This window comes from Afipia sp. MLSD5-FHT05B12 (assembly GCF_058793355.1).
The window spans coordinates 33,850-50,995 of record NZ_JBXAFS010000015.1 but is presented as its reverse complement, the minus strand read 5'-3'; the positions used below and the strand labels follow the sequence as shown (position 1 = coordinate 50,995).

At 55.8% G+C, this 17,146-nt stretch carries 15 protein-coding genes and 2 pseudogenes; 3 read left to right on the top strand and 14 right to left on the bottom strand.

The genetic code is table 11. The features are described 5' to 3' along the window. Positions 1-44: 44 nt before the first annotated feature. Both AC1Q6J_RS17650 and AC1Q6J_RS17645 read right to left on the bottom strand, forming a co-directional pair. Positions 45-491: a MaoC family dehydratase gene (locus tag AC1Q6J_RS17650; RefSeq protein WP_492280514.1), complete on the bottom strand. Its 447-nt coding sequence runs from the start codon at positions 489-491 to the stop codon at positions 45-47. A gap of 14 nt (positions 492-505) precedes the next feature. Further along, positions 506-1,066: an FAS1-like dehydratase domain-containing protein gene (locus AC1Q6J_RS17645; protein WP_492280513.1), complete on the bottom strand. Its 561-nt coding sequence runs from the start codon at positions 1,064-1,066 to the stop codon at positions 506-508. 104 nt (positions 1,067-1,170) lie between these two features. Between AC1Q6J_RS17645 and AC1Q6J_RS17640 the strand changes: the two genes are divergently transcribed. Continuing rightward, complete coding sequence (locus AC1Q6J_RS17640) at positions 1,171-1,815, top strand: TetR/AcrR family transcriptional regulator (RefSeq protein ID WP_492280512.1); 645 nt, start codon at positions 1,171-1,173, stop codon at positions 1,813-1,815. Between the two features lie 688 nt (positions 1,816-2,503). Here AC1Q6J_RS17640 and AC1Q6J_RS17635 read toward each other — a convergent pair. The 8 genes and pseudogenes from AC1Q6J_RS17635 to AC1Q6J_RS17600 form a co-directional block, all read right to left on the bottom strand. Continuing rightward, complete coding sequence (locus tag AC1Q6J_RS17635; protein WP_492280511.1) at positions 2,504-3,433, bottom strand: LysR family transcriptional regulator; 930 nt, start codon at positions 3,431-3,433, stop codon at positions 2,504-2,506. Positions 3,434-3,456: 23 nt separating this feature from the next. Continuing rightward, complete coding sequence (locus AC1Q6J_RS17630) at positions 3,457-4,590, bottom strand: alpha/beta fold hydrolase (RefSeq protein ID WP_492280510.1); 1,134 nt, start codon at positions 4,588-4,590, stop codon at positions 3,457-3,459. 60 nt (positions 4,591-4,650) lie between these two features. Continuing rightward, positions 4,651-5,252, bottom strand: a pseudogene (locus AC1Q6J_RS17625) (alpha/beta hydrolase fold domain-containing protein). A 365-nt stretch (positions 5,253-5,617) separates the two neighbouring features. Then, positions 5,618-6,328 (bottom strand): ABC transporter ATP-binding protein, encoded by a 711-nt coding sequence (locus AC1Q6J_RS17620; protein WP_492280509.1) that lies wholly within the window; start codon positions 6,326-6,328, stop codon positions 5,618-5,620. Continuing rightward, positions 6,325-7,092 (bottom strand): ABC transporter ATP-binding protein, encoded by a 768-nt coding sequence (locus AC1Q6J_RS17615; RefSeq protein WP_492280508.1) that lies wholly within the window; start codon positions 7,090-7,092, stop codon positions 6,325-6,327. The genes AC1Q6J_RS17620 and AC1Q6J_RS17615 overlap by 4 nt, the downstream gene beginning before the upstream one ends. Then, a complete protein-coding gene (locus AC1Q6J_RS17610; protein ID WP_492280507.1) occupies positions 7,092-8,108 on the bottom strand; it encodes a branched-chain amino acid ABC transporter permease in 1,017 nt (338 codons plus the stop codon). Before AC1Q6J_RS17610 ends, AC1Q6J_RS17615 begins: the two co-directional genes overlap by 1 nt. Then, positions 8,105-8,986: a branched-chain amino acid ABC transporter permease gene (locus AC1Q6J_RS17605; RefSeq protein ID WP_492280506.1), complete on the bottom strand. Its 882-nt coding sequence runs from the start codon at positions 8,984-8,986 to the stop codon at positions 8,105-8,107. The genes AC1Q6J_RS17610 and AC1Q6J_RS17605 overlap by 4 nt, the downstream gene beginning before the upstream one ends. A 55-nt stretch (positions 8,987-9,041) precedes the next feature. Next, positions 9,042-10,334 (bottom strand): ABC transporter substrate-binding protein, encoded by a 1,293-nt coding sequence (locus AC1Q6J_RS17600; RefSeq protein WP_492280505.1) that lies wholly within the window; start codon positions 10,332-10,334, stop codon positions 9,042-9,044. A gap of 416 nt (positions 10,335-10,750) precedes the next feature. Here AC1Q6J_RS17600 and AC1Q6J_RS17595 point away from each other — a divergent pair, with 416 nt between their 5' ends. Further along, a complete protein-coding gene (locus tag AC1Q6J_RS17595; protein ID WP_492280504.1) occupies positions 10,751-11,545 on the top strand; it encodes an SDR family NAD(P)-dependent oxidoreductase in 795 nt (264 codons plus the stop codon). A gap of 79 nt (positions 11,546-11,624) precedes the next feature. Here AC1Q6J_RS17595 and AC1Q6J_RS17590 read toward each other — a convergent pair whose 3' ends face one another. From AC1Q6J_RS17590 to AC1Q6J_RS17580, 3 genes are read right to left on the bottom strand one after another with little or no spacing between them, the layout of a single operon-like run. Next, entirely contained in the window at positions 11,625-12,365 is a 741-nt protein-coding gene (locus tag AC1Q6J_RS17590) for an alcohol dehydrogenase catalytic domain-containing protein (RefSeq protein ID WP_492280555.1), read from the bottom strand. Between the two features lie 25 nt (positions 12,366-12,390). After that, positions 12,391-13,161 carry an SDR family NAD(P)-dependent oxidoreductase gene (locus tag AC1Q6J_RS17585; protein ID WP_492280503.1) on the bottom strand — a complete coding sequence of 257 codons (771 nt, stop codon included), beginning with the start codon at positions 13,159-13,161 and terminating at the stop codon, positions 12,391-12,393. Between the two features lie 41 nt (positions 13,162-13,202). Next, on the bottom strand, positions 13,203-15,221 hold the full coding sequence (locus AC1Q6J_RS17580; protein ID WP_492280502.1) for a flavin-containing monooxygenase: 2,019 nt from the start codon (positions 15,219-15,221) through the stop codon (positions 13,203-13,205). Positions 15,222-15,668: 447 nt separating this feature from the next. On the opposite strand from AC1Q6J_RS17580, the pseudogene AC1Q6J_RS17575 reads away from it, so the two are divergent. Beyond that, a pseudogene (locus AC1Q6J_RS17575) lies at positions 15,669-15,794 on the top strand (transposase); the annotation flags it as partial. Positions 15,795-15,828: 34 nt separating this feature from the next. Here the strand turns inward: AC1Q6J_RS17575 and AC1Q6J_RS17570 are convergent. Further along, entirely contained in the window at positions 15,829-16,824 is a 996-nt protein-coding gene (locus AC1Q6J_RS17570; RefSeq protein WP_492280501.1) for an integrase core domain-containing protein, read from the bottom strand. Positions 16,825-17,146: the final 322 nt, after the last annotated feature.

The following is a 17,146-nucleotide window of genomic DNA, read 5'->3' as shown; positions in this document are numbered from 1 at the left end:
CATAACGGAAAGGGGTCGGAAAGGATTCCGACCCCTTGTTCTAATCAATCGGGAAGATTGTAACCTACCTCGGAAATACCGATCAGATCACCGGTTGAGTCCCTACCCTCGATTACCACCTGCACCCAGTTCTTGCCTGGTCCGTGGAAGTGCTTCTGCTTCAACCTTCCGGTGGCGGTTACGGTTTCACCGACCTTGACCGGCTTGGTGAACTTGGAATCGACGTAACGAATGGAGCCGCCGTTTTTACCGACGGCACCCCAGGCACGCGTAACGACGGAGGCCAGCGTGGACATCGTCATCATACCGTGCCCCACCGTGACGGGCATCCCGAACACCTGGGCTCGCGACGCCCATTCCTCGTTGGTGTGAACAGGATTCATATCCAGCGAGGCAAGCGCGTAGTGATCGATCGCGGACTGTGCATAGGACTGCGTAACGGGCGGAAAGGTATAGCTGGCTTCAATTTTGCTGAAAGTCGGAACAGTCATGAAGAACTCCTCGATCAAGCGTTTGCGAAGCGGGCGACATCCGCCTGCGTCTCGGGAAGAATCAGCGAGCACAACCAGCGCGCCTTGAGCCCCCCCTTCTCGTTATGAAAGTCGAGCAACATCTGAAGGTAGGGCTTGCCACGCTGAATGAATTTCTGAGACGTCGTCACTGTCGTGGTAATTGTCTCGCCGTACCGAAACGGCTCGAGAATTTCGATGCGCTGCTGTGGATTTCGCGCACCCGGCGTGCGGATCCAGGTTCCTATACCCTTCTCACCGAGGCTGTAGAAGGCAATCGTGGTTACGAACACAGGATGCTGCAGCAGTTCTCCAGTTGGAGAGTTCTTGCGCGCATACTCCGGGTCGACCATGAGCGGATCGGTCTCGCCACACGCCTTGTTGTAGTCGAGAATGTCTTCCTCGGTGATTGCGAACGTGCGCTGCGCCGGACCCGACTGGCCAACTGTGGCGTTTTCCCAAGTCTCATAATCTTCCCAACCGGCCATAAAATCCTTGGGGAAATGCCGCTGTTTTTCGGTCTTTATCAGTCTATTTAGGCGAGCGGGGATCGACATGGCTTCCTCATCGAAAGTTGAGTGTTATTATCGAACGAGCGTTAGATAATTTCATTTACCGAACGATCGTTAGAAAATCAAGTGCTATAGAGCGAGGCGCATAGATGGCATCGATAACATTGGCGAAAGCCAAAAAAGCTAAAGCAGACAAGAGGATGCCAGGTGACAAGCCGGGGCTGACAAAAGGAAAACAGGCGCGGGAGCGAATTATTTCCGTCGCGGAAACCCTCTTCAACAAACAAGGGGTCGACGGTGCATCGATGCGCGACATTGCTGCGGCTGCGAAAATGCAGCCAGCATCGATGTACTATCACTTCGACTCAAAGGAAGAACTGCTGTGGGCAGTCTGGGAGAAAGGCGGCGTCGAGTTACTCAACAGCGTCAACGACGCGATCGCGCTCAAGACCGATCCTTGGCTGCGGATGGAAACTGCATGCGTCGCCCATATCACTGGTCTGCTCGACTGGCGGCGCGCAAATCAGGTTCTGTTTGTGATGCCGCCCTGGCACTATCCGGAGAGCATCAAGACGCGGGTCATCGCCCTGCGGGACGATTATGAGAAGATCTTCATAAACCTTATCGACGATCTACCACTTCGCAACAAAGTGGACCGGCGCTATCTCCGGCTTACCCTGATTGGCGCACTTTCTTGGTCGTTGTTCTGGTTTAAGAAAGACCGTGATACGCCAGCATCCATAGCGCGGCAAATTTTGACAATGCTTCGGACCGGCGTCGATAAACCTGCATAGATCGTGATGATGCCTGCATCAGGCGATCAAGTCGCTTTTTGCGCCAGAAGCGACGCATTTCGCGCACACCGTTTCTGCCGGCGTCAAACGTTTAACCCGCTCGCGGAGCGCTCAGCACCAGATGCAGACGTTCATCACGCAATCATTGTTAATCCTTAAGATGAGGCTGTATCAGCTCCATAGTCGCGGACATCTGGATCAAGCAGCAAGGACGTGACCGAAAGAGCGGTCCTGGCTAGCCGGAATGGGCCTAATCCGGGTTCGCAGATGAGTAGTGGCGCGCCATTCAGAATAAAACTGCGAACTCGTATGTAATTGAAATTGCAATATCATTTTCTTTACACGCCGGAGGCAGCAAACCCGGACCGCTGACAGGATCAAATCGGGACGAACAACACCCGGTTATTGCGAATGGCTGAGAGACCAATTCCGAATCTGGCTACGTAGCGCCTGACGGAGCGCGGCAGCACGTTCGGAAGGCGTTGGATGCTGCCTCGAACAGGCGCAATTGGGAGACATTCGATCTCCGAGCTTTCACACCGCCTGAAAGAAATCAAGATTTTACCCCGTACGCTCAAGTTCACATACGTTAGTGCCGACGGTTTCAATCCCTCACCAGAATGCGAAAGCATCCATTCATGAATAATGTTTGTTTGCCGAAGCACGAAAATTGGGCTGACTATCTCCTTCACGTCCAAGAATAAATTTTCGCCCAGGCGGTGCGAACATCGAGCAACCTTCGTTCTAGCATTTCGACAAAGCAGCGCGCGGCCAACGTCAATGGACGGCTGGGATGATGTAGAAAATACGACTCAAGCTGCATGACCGGCTTGTAGATCGGATAGATAAACAGGTCTTTTCTGTCCAAGTATTGCATGACCCCGATAGCCTGACATACAGCTCCCCAATCGGAGCGCCTGATGCTCTCGATTGTTCCCACAAATCCGTCCACTTTCATGACGCGCTTTACGACAATTTCGCCCCCGGTGATGTAGTCCAATAACGTGGCCCCCATCAGATGTCGTTCAGAGGGCACGACAAGTTTAAGTTCCTTCATTGCTGCCAAATCGATGGGTGTGAATTGTGCGCCGTTGATCGGCTTTCCAGAGATCAACACGAAGTGGTCTAGATGGGCTGGCCGACATGCCAAGCCACTATGATCCACCGGCAGCGCACCTAGGGCCACGTCAAGAAAACCCGATTGTACTTGTTCGGTCACATAGCGGCTGAACGCTTCGACGACGGTTACATCGACGTTAGGATACAAGCTCGTAAACTCGTTGAGCAGATCGCCGAGAATTCCAAAGCTCGTTGCCGAAGGTAGCCCCACGCGAAGGGAGCCGGATACGCTGTTACCCTGAACTAGGTCACGCATTTCCTGCTTCGCGAAGGCCAACGTGCGAGCTATTGGCTGACAGAGTTCATAGAACCGCCGGCCCGCTACCGTTGCTTCTACGCCCTTTTTCGTGCGCTCGAACACAGCCGTTCCCAATTCATCTTCAAGATTGCGTATCTGCATACTTAGTGCCGATGGCACGACATGCATGCGCTCCGCAGCCTTCACGAAGCTGCGTTCTTCATAGACGCTCATAAAATAGTGTATCAGACGAATGTCCATTCAACCCTCTCCGCCGTTATGCCTCATTTCTCCGCGGGCAAACTAGGACGCATGATATGCTTGGTGATAAACTTGGCGACCGCATCGTTCAGATCCCGGGATGCTCTCCGGTCAAGACCGGTCGCGGCCATGTGCCCAAACTCGCTATCGATCTCCATGTAGCAGCAATGTGGAATATGGCGCGATGCCCAGATCGCCGCGTCCGCCGGGTTATAGAGATCTAGCGCGGGCGCAGCTATGAAGGTTGGAGCACGAATAGAGCGCAGAGCGGCAACTGTATCTCCATTGAAGGAGCCAAGCCTTCCGACATCATGCTGATCATAGGCTCTTGATTGATAGATCCAGTCTATCGGATCGAAGCCCTGTGATCGCCACCAAGACCGTCGGAGGTCGAGCCATGGACCAGGGTCGGCTGCCTGACCGTCCCGATCGCCGGGGCAACCCGAAATCTCAGCATCGAACTGACCAGGAGTGCGCATCGCCAATGCCTGCATGAGAGGAACCCAGTCATACCAAGGGTCCGAAGACGGATCATCGTGCATCCGACGCCGTATTCCATTCTCCAGCGCTGAGCGTGCTGTGGTGTTTACAAGGCGGGCCCAAGGTGCGGTCCTTGCCATGGGCGTCAAGGCAACAATCCGGCGCACGACACGCGCGTACATTACACCCCACGCAAGTGCCTGCATTCCACCCATCGATGCGCCAACGACGAGATCGACCGGTCCAATGCCGAGCCGTTCCACCAGGAAAGCTTGGCTGCGGACCATGTCGCTGATCGAAAATTGAGGAAAGGAGTATCCTCGTTGGGTTCTCGAGGTTGATGGCGATGTCGTCAGTCCATTTCCGATGGCATCAACAGCGAGTATGCGGAAGCGAGTAGGATCGAGCGCTCGTCCGGCGCCAATCATGAAATCCATTCGATGATGGGTGCTTCCGATGGCGCAGAGCGTGAGTGCGATCGGCAATCGATCGTCGCAAAGATCACCGTGTGCGGCGAACGATATGATGAATTCCTCAATGACTTCTCCGGATTCAAGCGGAAAATCTCCGAGACTGACGAGGTAGTGTGGCGCGTCGACCCAATCGGGCTGCAACGGCGGATGCTGCAGCTGCTCAGCGGCAGTGAGCAGCGGGAGCGACTTGGCGAGATTACCCACGCGCGTCAAACTGACGGCTGGGCGTGGGCTCGCTGTTGCGAGTGCATAAAAGCAGCCGCCTTATCGAAGGCCGTCATCGTCTCGGGGACAATCCCCGCCATTTGCAGAAAACCGTGGATCAACCCCGGCTGAATTGAAGCCTGAACCGCGACGCCAGCCTCTCGCCCGCTGCGCAAACAACTCGCCTTCGCTGCAAAGAGCATCACACTGCGCCGACAAAATAAAGAGTGGTGACAGACCCTGAAGGTCCGCATGCAGCGGAGATACAAGCGGATCAGTTGCCTCAACCGGAGTACTCGAGCGTTCAAGATATAGTTTCCGGAACCAAGCCATACGGCCACTGGAAAGCCCGTAGTCTCCATTGCAAAACGTCCGATGCGATGGCGTGTCCTCGTCGGCCGCATAGGCACCGTAAAACAGCAGCGCAGCGTCCGGCAGCAGCGCTCCCGCATCCCGCAAATTCAACATCAGCGCCACCGCCAGGTTGGCGCCTGCAGAATCACCTCCGACAAACCGCAGCGGTGCCGAACGGATAGGCTTCGTCGAGTACAACCAGCGCCATGCCTCCACGCAATCAAAGAGGCGGGAAACGGCGCTTCGGGAGCAAGCCGATAGTCAATCCCGACGACTTCCACTCCGGCTCGTGCAGCTAGATGGGCCATTGGAGATAGATGAGTATCTATAGATCCGAAAACCCATCCTCCGCCGTGAAGATAGAGAAGCTGCGCCGGTGGCTCGCTGTCCTTCGCCGCCGGGACTATCCGTATCGCCGAAAGACTAAAGCTGCCGCAGGGGATCGAGAAACGTTCGATTGTCACGTCGAAAGGCAGGGTAGGCTTCCAGCCCCTTTGAACCGCAGCATATTTGGCGCGGGCCTCTTCTATCGGCAAGCTTGCCAGATCCACTCCCAAGCGGTTCGCGGCCCGGATGGCGTCGACAATTGGCAACATGCCTGGAGCGAGTAACCGATCAATCCCGCTCGGCGAAACGGCTTCTAAGGGAGGCTGTGACGGATATCCCATCCGATTTACTCGACTCCCTTGATAACCCTCATGGTTGCTGGATCGGCCTCGGCCTGCTCACGTGTACCTTCGAAAACAATCGCGCCACGTTCAATCACATAGAGGCGATCCGCAAAACGAGGCAGATGGTAGAAATTCGATTCAGCGAGCAGTACCGAGCGGCCTTGCTCGAGAATGCTTCGCAGACCATTGCTGATGGTGGGTAAAATCGCCGGCGAAAGTCCTTCAAATGCCTCATCCAGCAAAAGCAACTCCGGATCTAGCGCAAGCGCGCGGGCGATGGACACCATTTTACGTTCCCCCCCGGACAACTGCTGGCCTCCTCGATGAGCATAGGATCTCAGCTTCGGAAATATGGCATAGGCCGCCTCGATCCGATCCTCCGCCGATCTATTCGACTTGCGGGTCCAAGTCGGCAACGCGATATTGTCCTTAACAGTGAGATCGCCGAACACATCGCTGCCTTCGGGCGTGTAACCTAACCCGGCGGCAGCAATGCGATGCGTTGCAAGTTGGTTCAATACCTGGCCGCGCCATGATACTTGCCCGCTTCCGATCGACTCGAATCCCATGACCGATCGAAACGTCGTAGTCTTTCCTGCACCATTACGACCAACAAGACATACCAGTTCTCCGGGCGATACCCGCAACGAGAGATCGTGCAGCACACGATTTCCCATGATCGATACATTCAGACCCTCGATCTGCAGAGTCATGAATGCGCCTCCTTGCCGATCACAACGGAAAGAACGGCGTCGTCGGCGAAGAATTGCTCAGTAGGTAGATCGGCGATCTTGCGTCCGCCCTGCATGGCGACGATCCGCGACGAATAACGCCGAACGAGATCCATATCGTGCTCAATCAAGAGAATGGCGCCGATTCCCATCTCGCGTGCAGCCGACAACAGCGTTTCCATCACCCCGTGCTTGTCGGCGGTCGAGACACCTGCCGTCGGCTCGTCCAGCAAGATCACTTTCGGATGCAACGCAAAAGCACTCGCGACATCAAGCAACTTTCGTTTGCCGTGCGGCAATGAATTTGCGCGATTATCCAGCGAATTCGTCAGTCGAAACGCAGCGGCGATCGCCGAAACCACCTCTTGGACGCCAAGGTTACGCGAAGCATCTGCGAATAACTTCCAGCGCAGGCCGAGACGGGAACAGGCCGCAACAGTGAGTGTCTCTCTCACCGTCATGTCGGGAAATACGCTCACGAGCTGGAACGCGCGCGCGAGACCTCGAGTTGAAAGATCCACGGAACTATGCCCGGATATATCGCGACCCATGAACCGAACTCGGCCTTCAGTTGGTGCATGCAGTCCTGTAAGTACGTTGACGAGCGTGGTCTTACCGGCTCCGTTAGGCCCAACGACGGACACGAACTCACCCTCAGAGAGGTGCAGGTCCACACCCTGCATGGCAACAAAGCTTCCATATGATTTGGAGATACACTCAGCGACAAGCAGATGATCTTTGGACATCACCGCCTCCATCTCGCCCAAATCAGCTTCGCTGTACCTAAAAGGCCTCCCGGCATCCCAATCACGAGCAATGCCAACACCACACCCAGAAAAAACCGCCAATACTGAGTGGCGGCCTGCAACTCGTCCTGAAGCAGGATGAAGATCAAGGCACCTGCGATAGGGCCTATAAACTCCTGGTAACCGCCCAGAACCGCCATAAAAACGAGATGACCGGATTGCTGCCAATAGGAAAGCTCCGGATCAGCAAGGCCCGTGTTTATGCCAAGTATGACGCCTCCGACCGCACCATAGATCGCAGAAATCACGAAGGCGACCGCGCGCACCTGGCGAATCTTCACACCAAGATAGTTTGCTTTCACCTCGTTGTCGCGAGAGGCCTGAAGATGAAGACCGTAGGGCGAGCGAACAATGCGCCACATAATCCATGCGCCTACGAGTAATAGAGCTAAGCAATAGTAATAAAATGGGCCCGCCAAAAATCCCATCTTATTGGTCTGCGAGAAGTCGATGCCGAGAAGCGACGGCTGGAGAACATTCATGCCGCTGTCTCCACCTGTCAAATCGTAGAACTTATTGAGAAACGAATAGAACAGCATGCCAAACGAGAGCGTGAGCATTCCAAAGAAAATTCCAGTAAATCGGCTTGCAATCCATGCCAACGGCACCGACACCGCCACCGCAGCAACCACGGCGCAAAACAACATCCATTCGAATGCCGCGATGCCGGTGAACCGCACTGCCAATGCGGCGGAATATGCCCCAATGGCCAGGAACAGTGCGTGGCCGAAAGACAGTTGGCCGCCATATCCAAAGAGCAGGTTGAATCCAAGCAAGGCGATTCCGTACGCCATGAAAGGGATGCCGAGGCTGACGTAGTAGACATCAGCAACGAAAGGCGCCGCGCTTAGCCCCACCACGACTACCAACAGAGCGACCTTCGCGAGCATTCCGGGGTGAACCGCAGACTCTTTTGACTTCGCAGTTGCACTTAGTGCCGATGTAACTGGTTTCATGCTACGGCCTTTCCAAACAGGCCGGTCGGTCGCCAAATCAGCACGATCAGAACGATCGCGTATGTCGCCAAAATATCCACCTCCGGATAGATGAAAAGCGCGCCAGCGCGGATCATCCCGACGATAAGCGCGCCCACGGCAGCGCCCTTCATGCTCCCGAGGCCGCCAATCACAATGACTGCGAAGGCATCAACGACCAGTTCGACACCCATTTGCAGAGATGCTGCTGCGGTCGGCACAACAAGCGCTCCGCCGACAGTGCTCAACATGGTACCCATGGTGAATACCAGGAGATAGATCAGCCGAACGTTTACACCCATAGCAGCGCTTGCCTCGCGGTTTTCGGCGGTGGAACGCAGAATCTTTCCGGAGGTCGTGTGGTTTAAGAACCATGTCAGACCAGCCGCGACAGCAATGGCGGCGAAAATAACCAAGAAATTATAGGTTGGCATCTGCACGCCGCCGACGTGGATGGAGCCGTAGATCATCGCTACGTTCGGCAACTGGCGCGGGTCCGCTCCCCAGAAGAAACGGATTGCATCCTGAAAAACCAGAATGAGCGAGAACGTTAGCAGCAACTGGAATGACTCGGGTCGCCGATAGATCGTGCTCAAGACACGCTCCAACGGCAGTCCTATCAATCCCGCCACTAATCCGGACGCCAACAGCACGAGAGGGAATAGCGGAACCGGAAGCCCGTTCGCTAAAGCCCACGTCGTCGCAGACACGCCTACATACGCGCCAAGGGCATATATCGAGCCGCATGCAAGATTGACGATCCTTTGGACACCAAAGATCAGTTGCAATCCCGAGGTCAGCAAAAAAAGCGCTGCACCGTGAAAGAGCCCTGCCATCAGGATACTAAGCGCTGTAACCATGGATTATTTCGCCGACGCAAACCGCGGTCCGCGCCCCCCCCCTTAAAGAATGCGACTAGATTTTCAGATTGCTCGTCTGCAACCATTCCCAGAAGTCCGCGCCGGCGGGTTTCTGGATTTCCTCCGTCGACATCGTCTCGGTTGCGGCGAGCGTTACGAAATCATAGTCGTTCTTATGCGTGGTCAGCCCTTGGAAAATAATCTGGTTGGGGATGTGATCACGCCGCATCGATGCGGGGCCGCCTAGCGATTCAATCTTCAGACCCGGCATTGCTTCCGCGATCTCGGTGGACGTCGGCCACAATCCGGACTTCGCCGCCATCGCCTTCTCAATGCCCGCTTTGTACAGATGAAGACAGAAGTATGCCCGATCCGCTTCCCAATGCGGATAGTCTTTATATTTTTCGTAGTACCATTTCACGAAGCTTTTCTGTAGAGCCGACGCTGCTGGGTTATCGAAGTACATCGTACTGTGACCGAATACGATGTTCTCGGGCGTAAACTCCTTCTTGAGAGCGGTCTGCTGCCATCCCGCTGCAGGCATCACAAACTTGACACCATCTGTCAGTCCCACATTGTGCGCCTGACGCATGAACACTGGCAAATCCGCAAACAACATAGAAGTGAAAATCAGGTCAGGATTGGTGGCCTTCAGAGCAGTCACGTTGGAAGTGAGGTCCATCGTTCCGACCTTCACCCATTGTTCCGCGACTACGGTATGCTCAATGCCGAATTTCTTCAGCAGTGCGGTAAACGTGGTCCAAGTATTGCGGCCATAGGTATAGTCGGCGTTGATGCCTGCGATCCGCGCGAACTTTCCCTTGAAATGCCGGATCGCGAGCAACGACGACATTACGGCGTCGACCTCATTGTCGATCGCGCGGAACACGTATTGCGGATTCGGCATCATCTCCTTGACGCCATCCTGTGTCGTGCCGTCCCAAAGCAGAGTCAGCATCTTGGATTGTTCGGCTGCCGGCGCCAGCGCCAGGCTTACGCCCGACGAGATTATGCCCTGTACGCTGTCGACTTTGTCTTGCAACACCAGTTTGCGATAGCGGTCGATGGTTTCCTTTGGCGTTGTTTCTTCCTGAACGACAAGCTCGATCTTTCGACCGCCAATCCCGTCCCCGGCATTCAATTGTGCCACCGACCACTCGACTGCACGAATGCCGCACTCGCCTGCGGTCCCAGCCATTCCGCCTCGAGGAGCAATAATACCGATCCGCAACGGGGTATTCTGTGCAATCGCAGGTGCAGCCAACAAGCCGGTGGCGCCCAACGCGGCGGTCGCACTAGCTGTCTTCAAGATACGCCTACGGCTCGCGGAAAAACTGATATCGCGCATGTTTCTCTCCCCAAAATGGAAAATTCCATCCGGATCGCGGTGCTCTCTGGATCCGCCTGTCACCCCATATGGAGTTCCAGGGCGATCTCTCCGGCACCTGCTATCCTGCCCAATAACCCTAGGAGAGCCACCACTGGGAGAATAGCAACATCGCCTGACTTCTGACTTCAGGAAAACTGATGAAACGGGAAGGCATGAAATGGCATGGTCGACGCACCTATTGCCTAGTCTTTATGCGGTGCCTGACCGTTCATCTTCGCTGACGTCGCGCGTCAGCCGAAATTACGTCGGTCCACCGACGGCAAGCCGTATCACTATCGCCGCCAAGGCGCGGGCAAATCAGGTTTGCGCCATTCAATGGACGGGGAAATCCGCCTGGAGGTGGCCTCCTCGCAAAAAAGGGACTCAGGGACAAGATGCAGGGATCATCATCAACACCGCCGTTCGGACTATCTGGAAAGCGAATCCTCGTTACCGGCGGAGCAAGCGGCATCGGCAACGCTGCCTGCAAGCTCTTCACCGAATTGGGAGCCGAAGTTCTTCTCTCCGACGTCAACAGCAACGCGATTGCGGAAGCCGCCAAGGAAACCGGAGCTCGGGGCCACGTCTCGGCTGATATCTCTGTCCCAGCTCAAGCGGAAAGGCTGATCAGCGAAACCGTTGCCAAGCTCGGTGGCTTGGATGGCCTATTTCACTGCGCCGGAATCCATCATCTCGGAAAAGCGACGGAACAAGATATCGATGTATGGCAACGCGTTATCGACGTCAATTTGCGCGGCACCCAACTCGTCTGCAGTCTCGCCGCACGGGAAATGGAGGCCCAACGTTCGGGTTCAATGGTGGTCGTAACATCCATCGCAGGATACAACGGCCAACCACGGCGCAGCGCCTACGGCACATCCAAGGCTGCGGTCGGATACCTCGCCCGGTGTTTTGCGACTGAGTGGGGCCAATCGGGAATTCGTGTCAATGCCATCGGCCCGGGATATGTCCTCACACCGATGGCTGAAGCTATTATCAATGGCGGCGCAACTGACGTGACACGCATTATAAACAGAACGCCGCTGGGACGCATGGCGCGACCGGAAGAGATCGCTCAAGCCGCCGCGTTTCTGCTTTCCGACTGGGCGTCCTACATTACCGGCGCAGAGCTTTTCGTAGACGGCGGATGGTCCGCCTATGGCGGATCGGGCGAAGTCAACACGTTCTGATGCAGGGTTGGCCGGGATGGCGTGGATAAATCTCCCATCCCGGCTCCACTCGTCACGCGCACGCGACACAAACGAAGCATCAGAATTCGATAACGGATCGAATTTCGAGACCTTGCCGCAAGCGATCGAGAGCACTGTTGATCTCGGGGAGTGAGATGCGGCTAGTCACGTAGTCGTCCAGCAGCAAGTCACCGTTTAAATAGGCTTCCGCAAGCGAAGGAAAGAAGTCCTGCGCACGGCTGCCTCCATAACTCGAGCGCACGATATTCTTTTCACCCATCAGCGAACCCCAACGAAAGCTTACCTGCTGCTGCTGGGCGACCTTTCCGAGCCAAACGACCTGCCCTCCCGGTCTCACGACCTCCAGGCTGGTCTGGAACCCCACTTCGTTGCCGGCCGCTTCGAAAACGTAGTCCGCACCGCGCCCGTGCGTGAGATCGGCGTACATCAACTGATGAATGGGCCGTTCGCCGTCAAAAATTCGGGCCTTTCCGTCGAAGTGTACCGACTGCACTGCATTCGCTCGATACTGCTCGCATAGAATCGATTGCTCGCGGGCGCAGTAATAGCAATGTCCGCAATGCGGATTCCAAGAAAGAACGACATGGTCGCCGACTGACAACCGCTCAACGGAGGCTCCGGTCCATTCCACAGTGCCTGCGGCCTCGTGCCCCGGTATGAAGGGGAGCGGCGTGCCAAGCTGACCAGCCACCGCTTCCAAGTCGGTATGGCAGAGACTCGTTGCACATATGCGCACGACGACATCGTCTCCCGTTAGGTTTGCAATTCGCAGATTGCGAACCTCAAGGGGGTACCCCACTCGCTCCACGACTGCGCCACGTATGCTATTCGCCCCAGTCAAATTCGCGCCGACCACCGTCGATACAAAGCAACTCGCCGTTGATAAACCCGCTGTTTCTCGATGCCAGAAATGCCACGGCACTTCCGATTTCGTGCGGCGTGCATAGTCGCCGAACAGGATTTTGATCACGAATGATCGCCAGCATCTCCGTCGTGAAACCGCCGATGAGATCGGTCTCCACGTATCCCGGCGCGATGGCATTGGCAGTGATGCCGTAGGACCCGACTTCCTTGGCCAACGTCCGCGTAAAACCCGCGATGCCAGCTTTGGCGGCCACATAATGGGACGCACCTGGACGTCCGCCGCCCGTATAGTTCATCGATGATGTATTGATGATCCGCCCCCATCCTTGCGACCGCATGAACGGTATCGCCTCGCGGGTCCACAAAAACGTGCTTCGCATATGGACATGGACCATTAGATCCCAAGCATCCGCCGGCATATCGGCGATCTGATACGAAGGACGCACGCCGATACCCGCATTGTTGACCAGAATGTCCAGACGACCGAGCCGATTGACGATCGCCTTTGTCAATTCACGGACCGCGACCTCGTCAGCCGCGTCGCCCACGAACTGCGCCGCATCTACGCCAAGTTCCTTTAAACGCGAAACAGCCTGTTCCGCTGCGTCACGATCGACATCATTAACGGCAATCGCGACCCCCTCCGCAGCGAGCGCCTCTGCTTCCGCCAAACCTAACCCTCTCGCGCCCCCCGTAATTAGCGCAACGCACCCCTTAATACCCAAGTCCATTCGTATCCTCTCGACGCAATAGGGCACGTCACAGATGTTGGCTAGGTGTCGGCCTCGACCCTGCGCCGCTGCCCTTGCATCGACGCCTCGTTCCGTGCGGAGTCAACCGAGACTTGCTGTGTGAGGCGAGCGGCTGCACGGGCTGTAATGTGGTAGTCCGCTGGGTCGAATGCGCGCGTCAACTGCCAGTATTCGAGCTGGCGCCACGGTGAGTTGACCGTGATGCGATTGGCCGCATTCTTGTACCAACTGCGGACCCCTTGATGAGACCAAACCATGTTGCGGCAACGATCATCTACAATCTCGTTGTAGCGATCATGAACGTCCTGACGAACCTCAATCGCCGCGTGATCGCCCTCTACTATCTCACGCACGGCCTGCATGATGTAGCGCATCTGGCATTCGAAGTAGAAGATGGTACTGCCACCTGGGCCTGGATTGGTATTCGGGCCGTACATAACAAACATGTTCGGAAACTGAGGAACGCTAATGCCTTTGTAAGCTCGCGGGTCATCATCTCCCCAAACCTGCCGAATCGAGATTCCGTGCCGACCCTGAATGTCCATAGGCCACATGATACGCGCCGCTTGAAACCCTGTTGCAAATATCAGTGCGTCGACAAAATGCCGATCGCCATTGTCCATCACGATCGCGTTGCGGGTCACATGCGAGATGCGATCGCTCACGAGATTTACATTCTTGCGCTTGAGCAAGCGGTACCAGTTGTTGTCACGCAGCATCCGCTTGCCATAGGGCGGATAATTCGGAATGCATTTAGCAATGAGGGCCTCGTCATCACCGATTTCACTGCGGATGTACGCGATGAGGGACTCGCGAACCGCATGGTTCTCTTTGTTGAGGGAAATTTCGGCCATAGGCCAATTCGGATCCACACGCAGAGTGTCGTGAAAGCTTTCTGCCGACGACCAAAAAAGCTGAAAGCGCAGCCATTCAGAGAAAAATGGAACATTCTTGAGTGCCCATTTTTGGCCTTCGCTTACCTCTCGGTGATAGTTCGGATTCCGCATCGTCCAATGCGGGGATCGCTGGAAGATTGTCAGCTCGGCCACATCAGGCGCGATGGCGGGACCGACCTGCATTCCGCTGGCACCGGTGCCGATCATCGCAACCCGCTTCCCGCAGGGATCGAAATCATTCCTCCAGCGCGCCGTGTGAAACTTCGGCCCCTCGAACAATTCCAATCCCTCGATCTTTGGAACTGAGGGCCGATTGAGTTGCCCGACCGCCGAAATCAGGATGTGGGAGGTAAGCCGCTCGCGGACACCTTGGTTGTCGATGTACTCGACATCCCAAGTATTGGTGCCCTCATTGAACGACGCCTTGAATACCTCGGCGCCGAAACGGATGTTTTCGAGGAGTCCATACTTCTCAACGGTCCTCTCGATGTACTGCAGAATTTCTCCCTGCTTGGAAAAATGGTGCGACCAATCGTTGTGCGGATTGAAGGAATACGAGAAGAAATGATTGGGCGTATCGACACCGCAACCCGGATAGGTATTTTCGAACCAAGTCCCTCCGACGCTTGCATTCTTCTCGAGAATTACGAAAGGAATGCCAGCCTCCTTTAACTGGACAGCCGCGCATATTCCGGCGAGACCAGCTCCGATGATCGTCACGCGATATTTATCTCTCTGCAGCGATTCTGAATCACGCCGCCACCCGACGGTACGCGACGATTTACCGTCAAAGCGCATTTCCTCCAGTAGCAGAGGTACATAGTCTTCTGATACCGCCTCGCCCACGGCTACGGTCATCATTTGCCGTAAAACGTCGGGAGCAGGAACATCTGGCGTCCGATCGGACGCCGCATGCTCCTTCAAGGCTGCTATTAGCAGACCGCGCACTTTCGCCTTGAGCTCTTGGGGCACACTCTCCATGAAGCTCCACGGGCCTTTGATGTGCGGTGCGACCTCGCTAAGGATATCTATGTCACCGGTAAGCTGCACCAGCACCATTAGCGTGGGCGAAATATCGGCGTGTTCTAAAGCCGCTTCCAGAACCTTCTCATCCCGCACGGCCTTGCGAAATAACTCCTGCATCCCGATCGTCCCTCTCCAGGCAACTCTGGCGCAAATCGCGCTGATTGCGCGACTGAAGATAGGAGGGTGACGAAGAGCGGAAAACTAACATCGCTTGATCCGCAGGTTCAGCGAATCTGACTTGGCGGCGACGCGACACGGAGGGTCAGGCTCTCACGGCTGCGGTTGGCGCGGAGCAACAGGATGAGCCCAACAAGACCGCTGTCCGTCTCAAACCGTCGCGATTGGATTGGCATCGTCATCATTCGGGGCTCCCAGCACACCGTTGCCTAACAGACGATTGGGGTGGGCTAAACTGAAATGGCGCCGAAATTTGCATAGATTTGCAGAAGCTAGTCCCGCTTCCTATCTGACCTCAGTGGTATGGGGTTGTCCGGCTTGATCATGGGCCAGACCGAGGATTTGCAGTCGCGCCGCAAGGCAATCGAGAAGGCGGCCCTTGAGTGTCACCGCGCCAGCGAAATCAGTCTGAGGCTTCAAACCATCTCCGATATCGGCATGATCACGGCAACCGCTATCGCCGCCACCACCGCCGACGCTGGTGTGTTCAAGTCCGGCCGTCACTTCGCGGCCTGAATCGGTCTGGTACCGTTGTGCCTGTCGAAAATCAAATCCGGACATATTGGTGGTGCAGTCCGCCGAGGATTGAGCGACAAAGAATGTGCCCGGCGCGATTGACGGCGCGCGATACCGGCGCATCCTTATCCAAGGACAGGTGCGTGCGCGTTTCATTATAGTACTTCATATACGACAGCAGCACGTGACGGAGATGCCGCTCGCCGAACACAACGACATGGTCAAGGCACTCCCGTCGGATCGAACCGATCAATCGTTCAGCAAATGCGTTTTGCCATGGGGAACGTGGCGCCGTCGGTCGATCGCGAATGCCCATTGATCGAAGTCTTTGGCGGAAGATCTCACCATAGGCACCGTCCCGATCACGGATTAGATAGCGCGGGACTTGTTCCCAGCCGCAAGCTTCCGTGAGCTGATTTGCAATCCATTCTGCGGTCGGATGCGATGTGACGCCAAACCAGAGGATCTGTCGTCGACCATGCCCCATGATCAACAAGCCATAGAGCAGATGAAATGAGATTGTCGGCACAACAAACAGATCCATCGCCGCGATGCCGTCGGCATGGTTGCGGAGGAATGTCTTCCAGCCTTGAGACGGCGGGCCTCTTCGCCTGGCCATATACTTGGCCACACTCGTCTGACCGATATCGATGCCGAGCTTGAGCAGTTCGCCATGGATCCGTGGTGCTCCCCACAACGGATTGGCAATGCTCATCTCGCGGATCAGCTCGCGTATTTCCAGCGGCACCGTCGGCCGGCCGCCACGAGGTCGAGATTTCCAGCGCCAGTAGGATCTGAACCCGGTGCGATGCCAACGGACAATGGTGTCTGGCTTGACGATCGCCAACGCATCGCAAACTTTGGGAAACAACCGATAGAGGCTGACGAATATCATTCGGTCGACAGCGCAGAAGGCGTGTTTCTTTGAAGCAGTCCGTCGCAGAACGTTTATTTGCTGCCGCAATGTCCAAATCTCTGCCTCAAGCGTTGCCCGCGATCGAAACAGATCGACAACCGTCCAACCCATGAGCCTGAAAAGATCCCTCATGACACGACAGCATCGCCCGATTCTCGGTCAACCGCCAGCCAGATGAGGTTTCCGAGAGGGACAGGGCCTCTTCGCCTAGCTATATACTTGGCTACGCTGGTCTGACCGATATCGATGCCGAGCTTGAGCAACTCGCCGTGGATCCGCGGCGCTCCCCAGAGCGAATTGGCGATGCTCATTTCTCGGATCAGCTTTCGGATTTCCAGCGGCACCGTCGGCCGGCCACCACGGCGTCTCGACTTCCTGCACCAGTACAACCGGAAACCCGCGCGATGCCAACGAACAATAGTGTCAGGCTTCA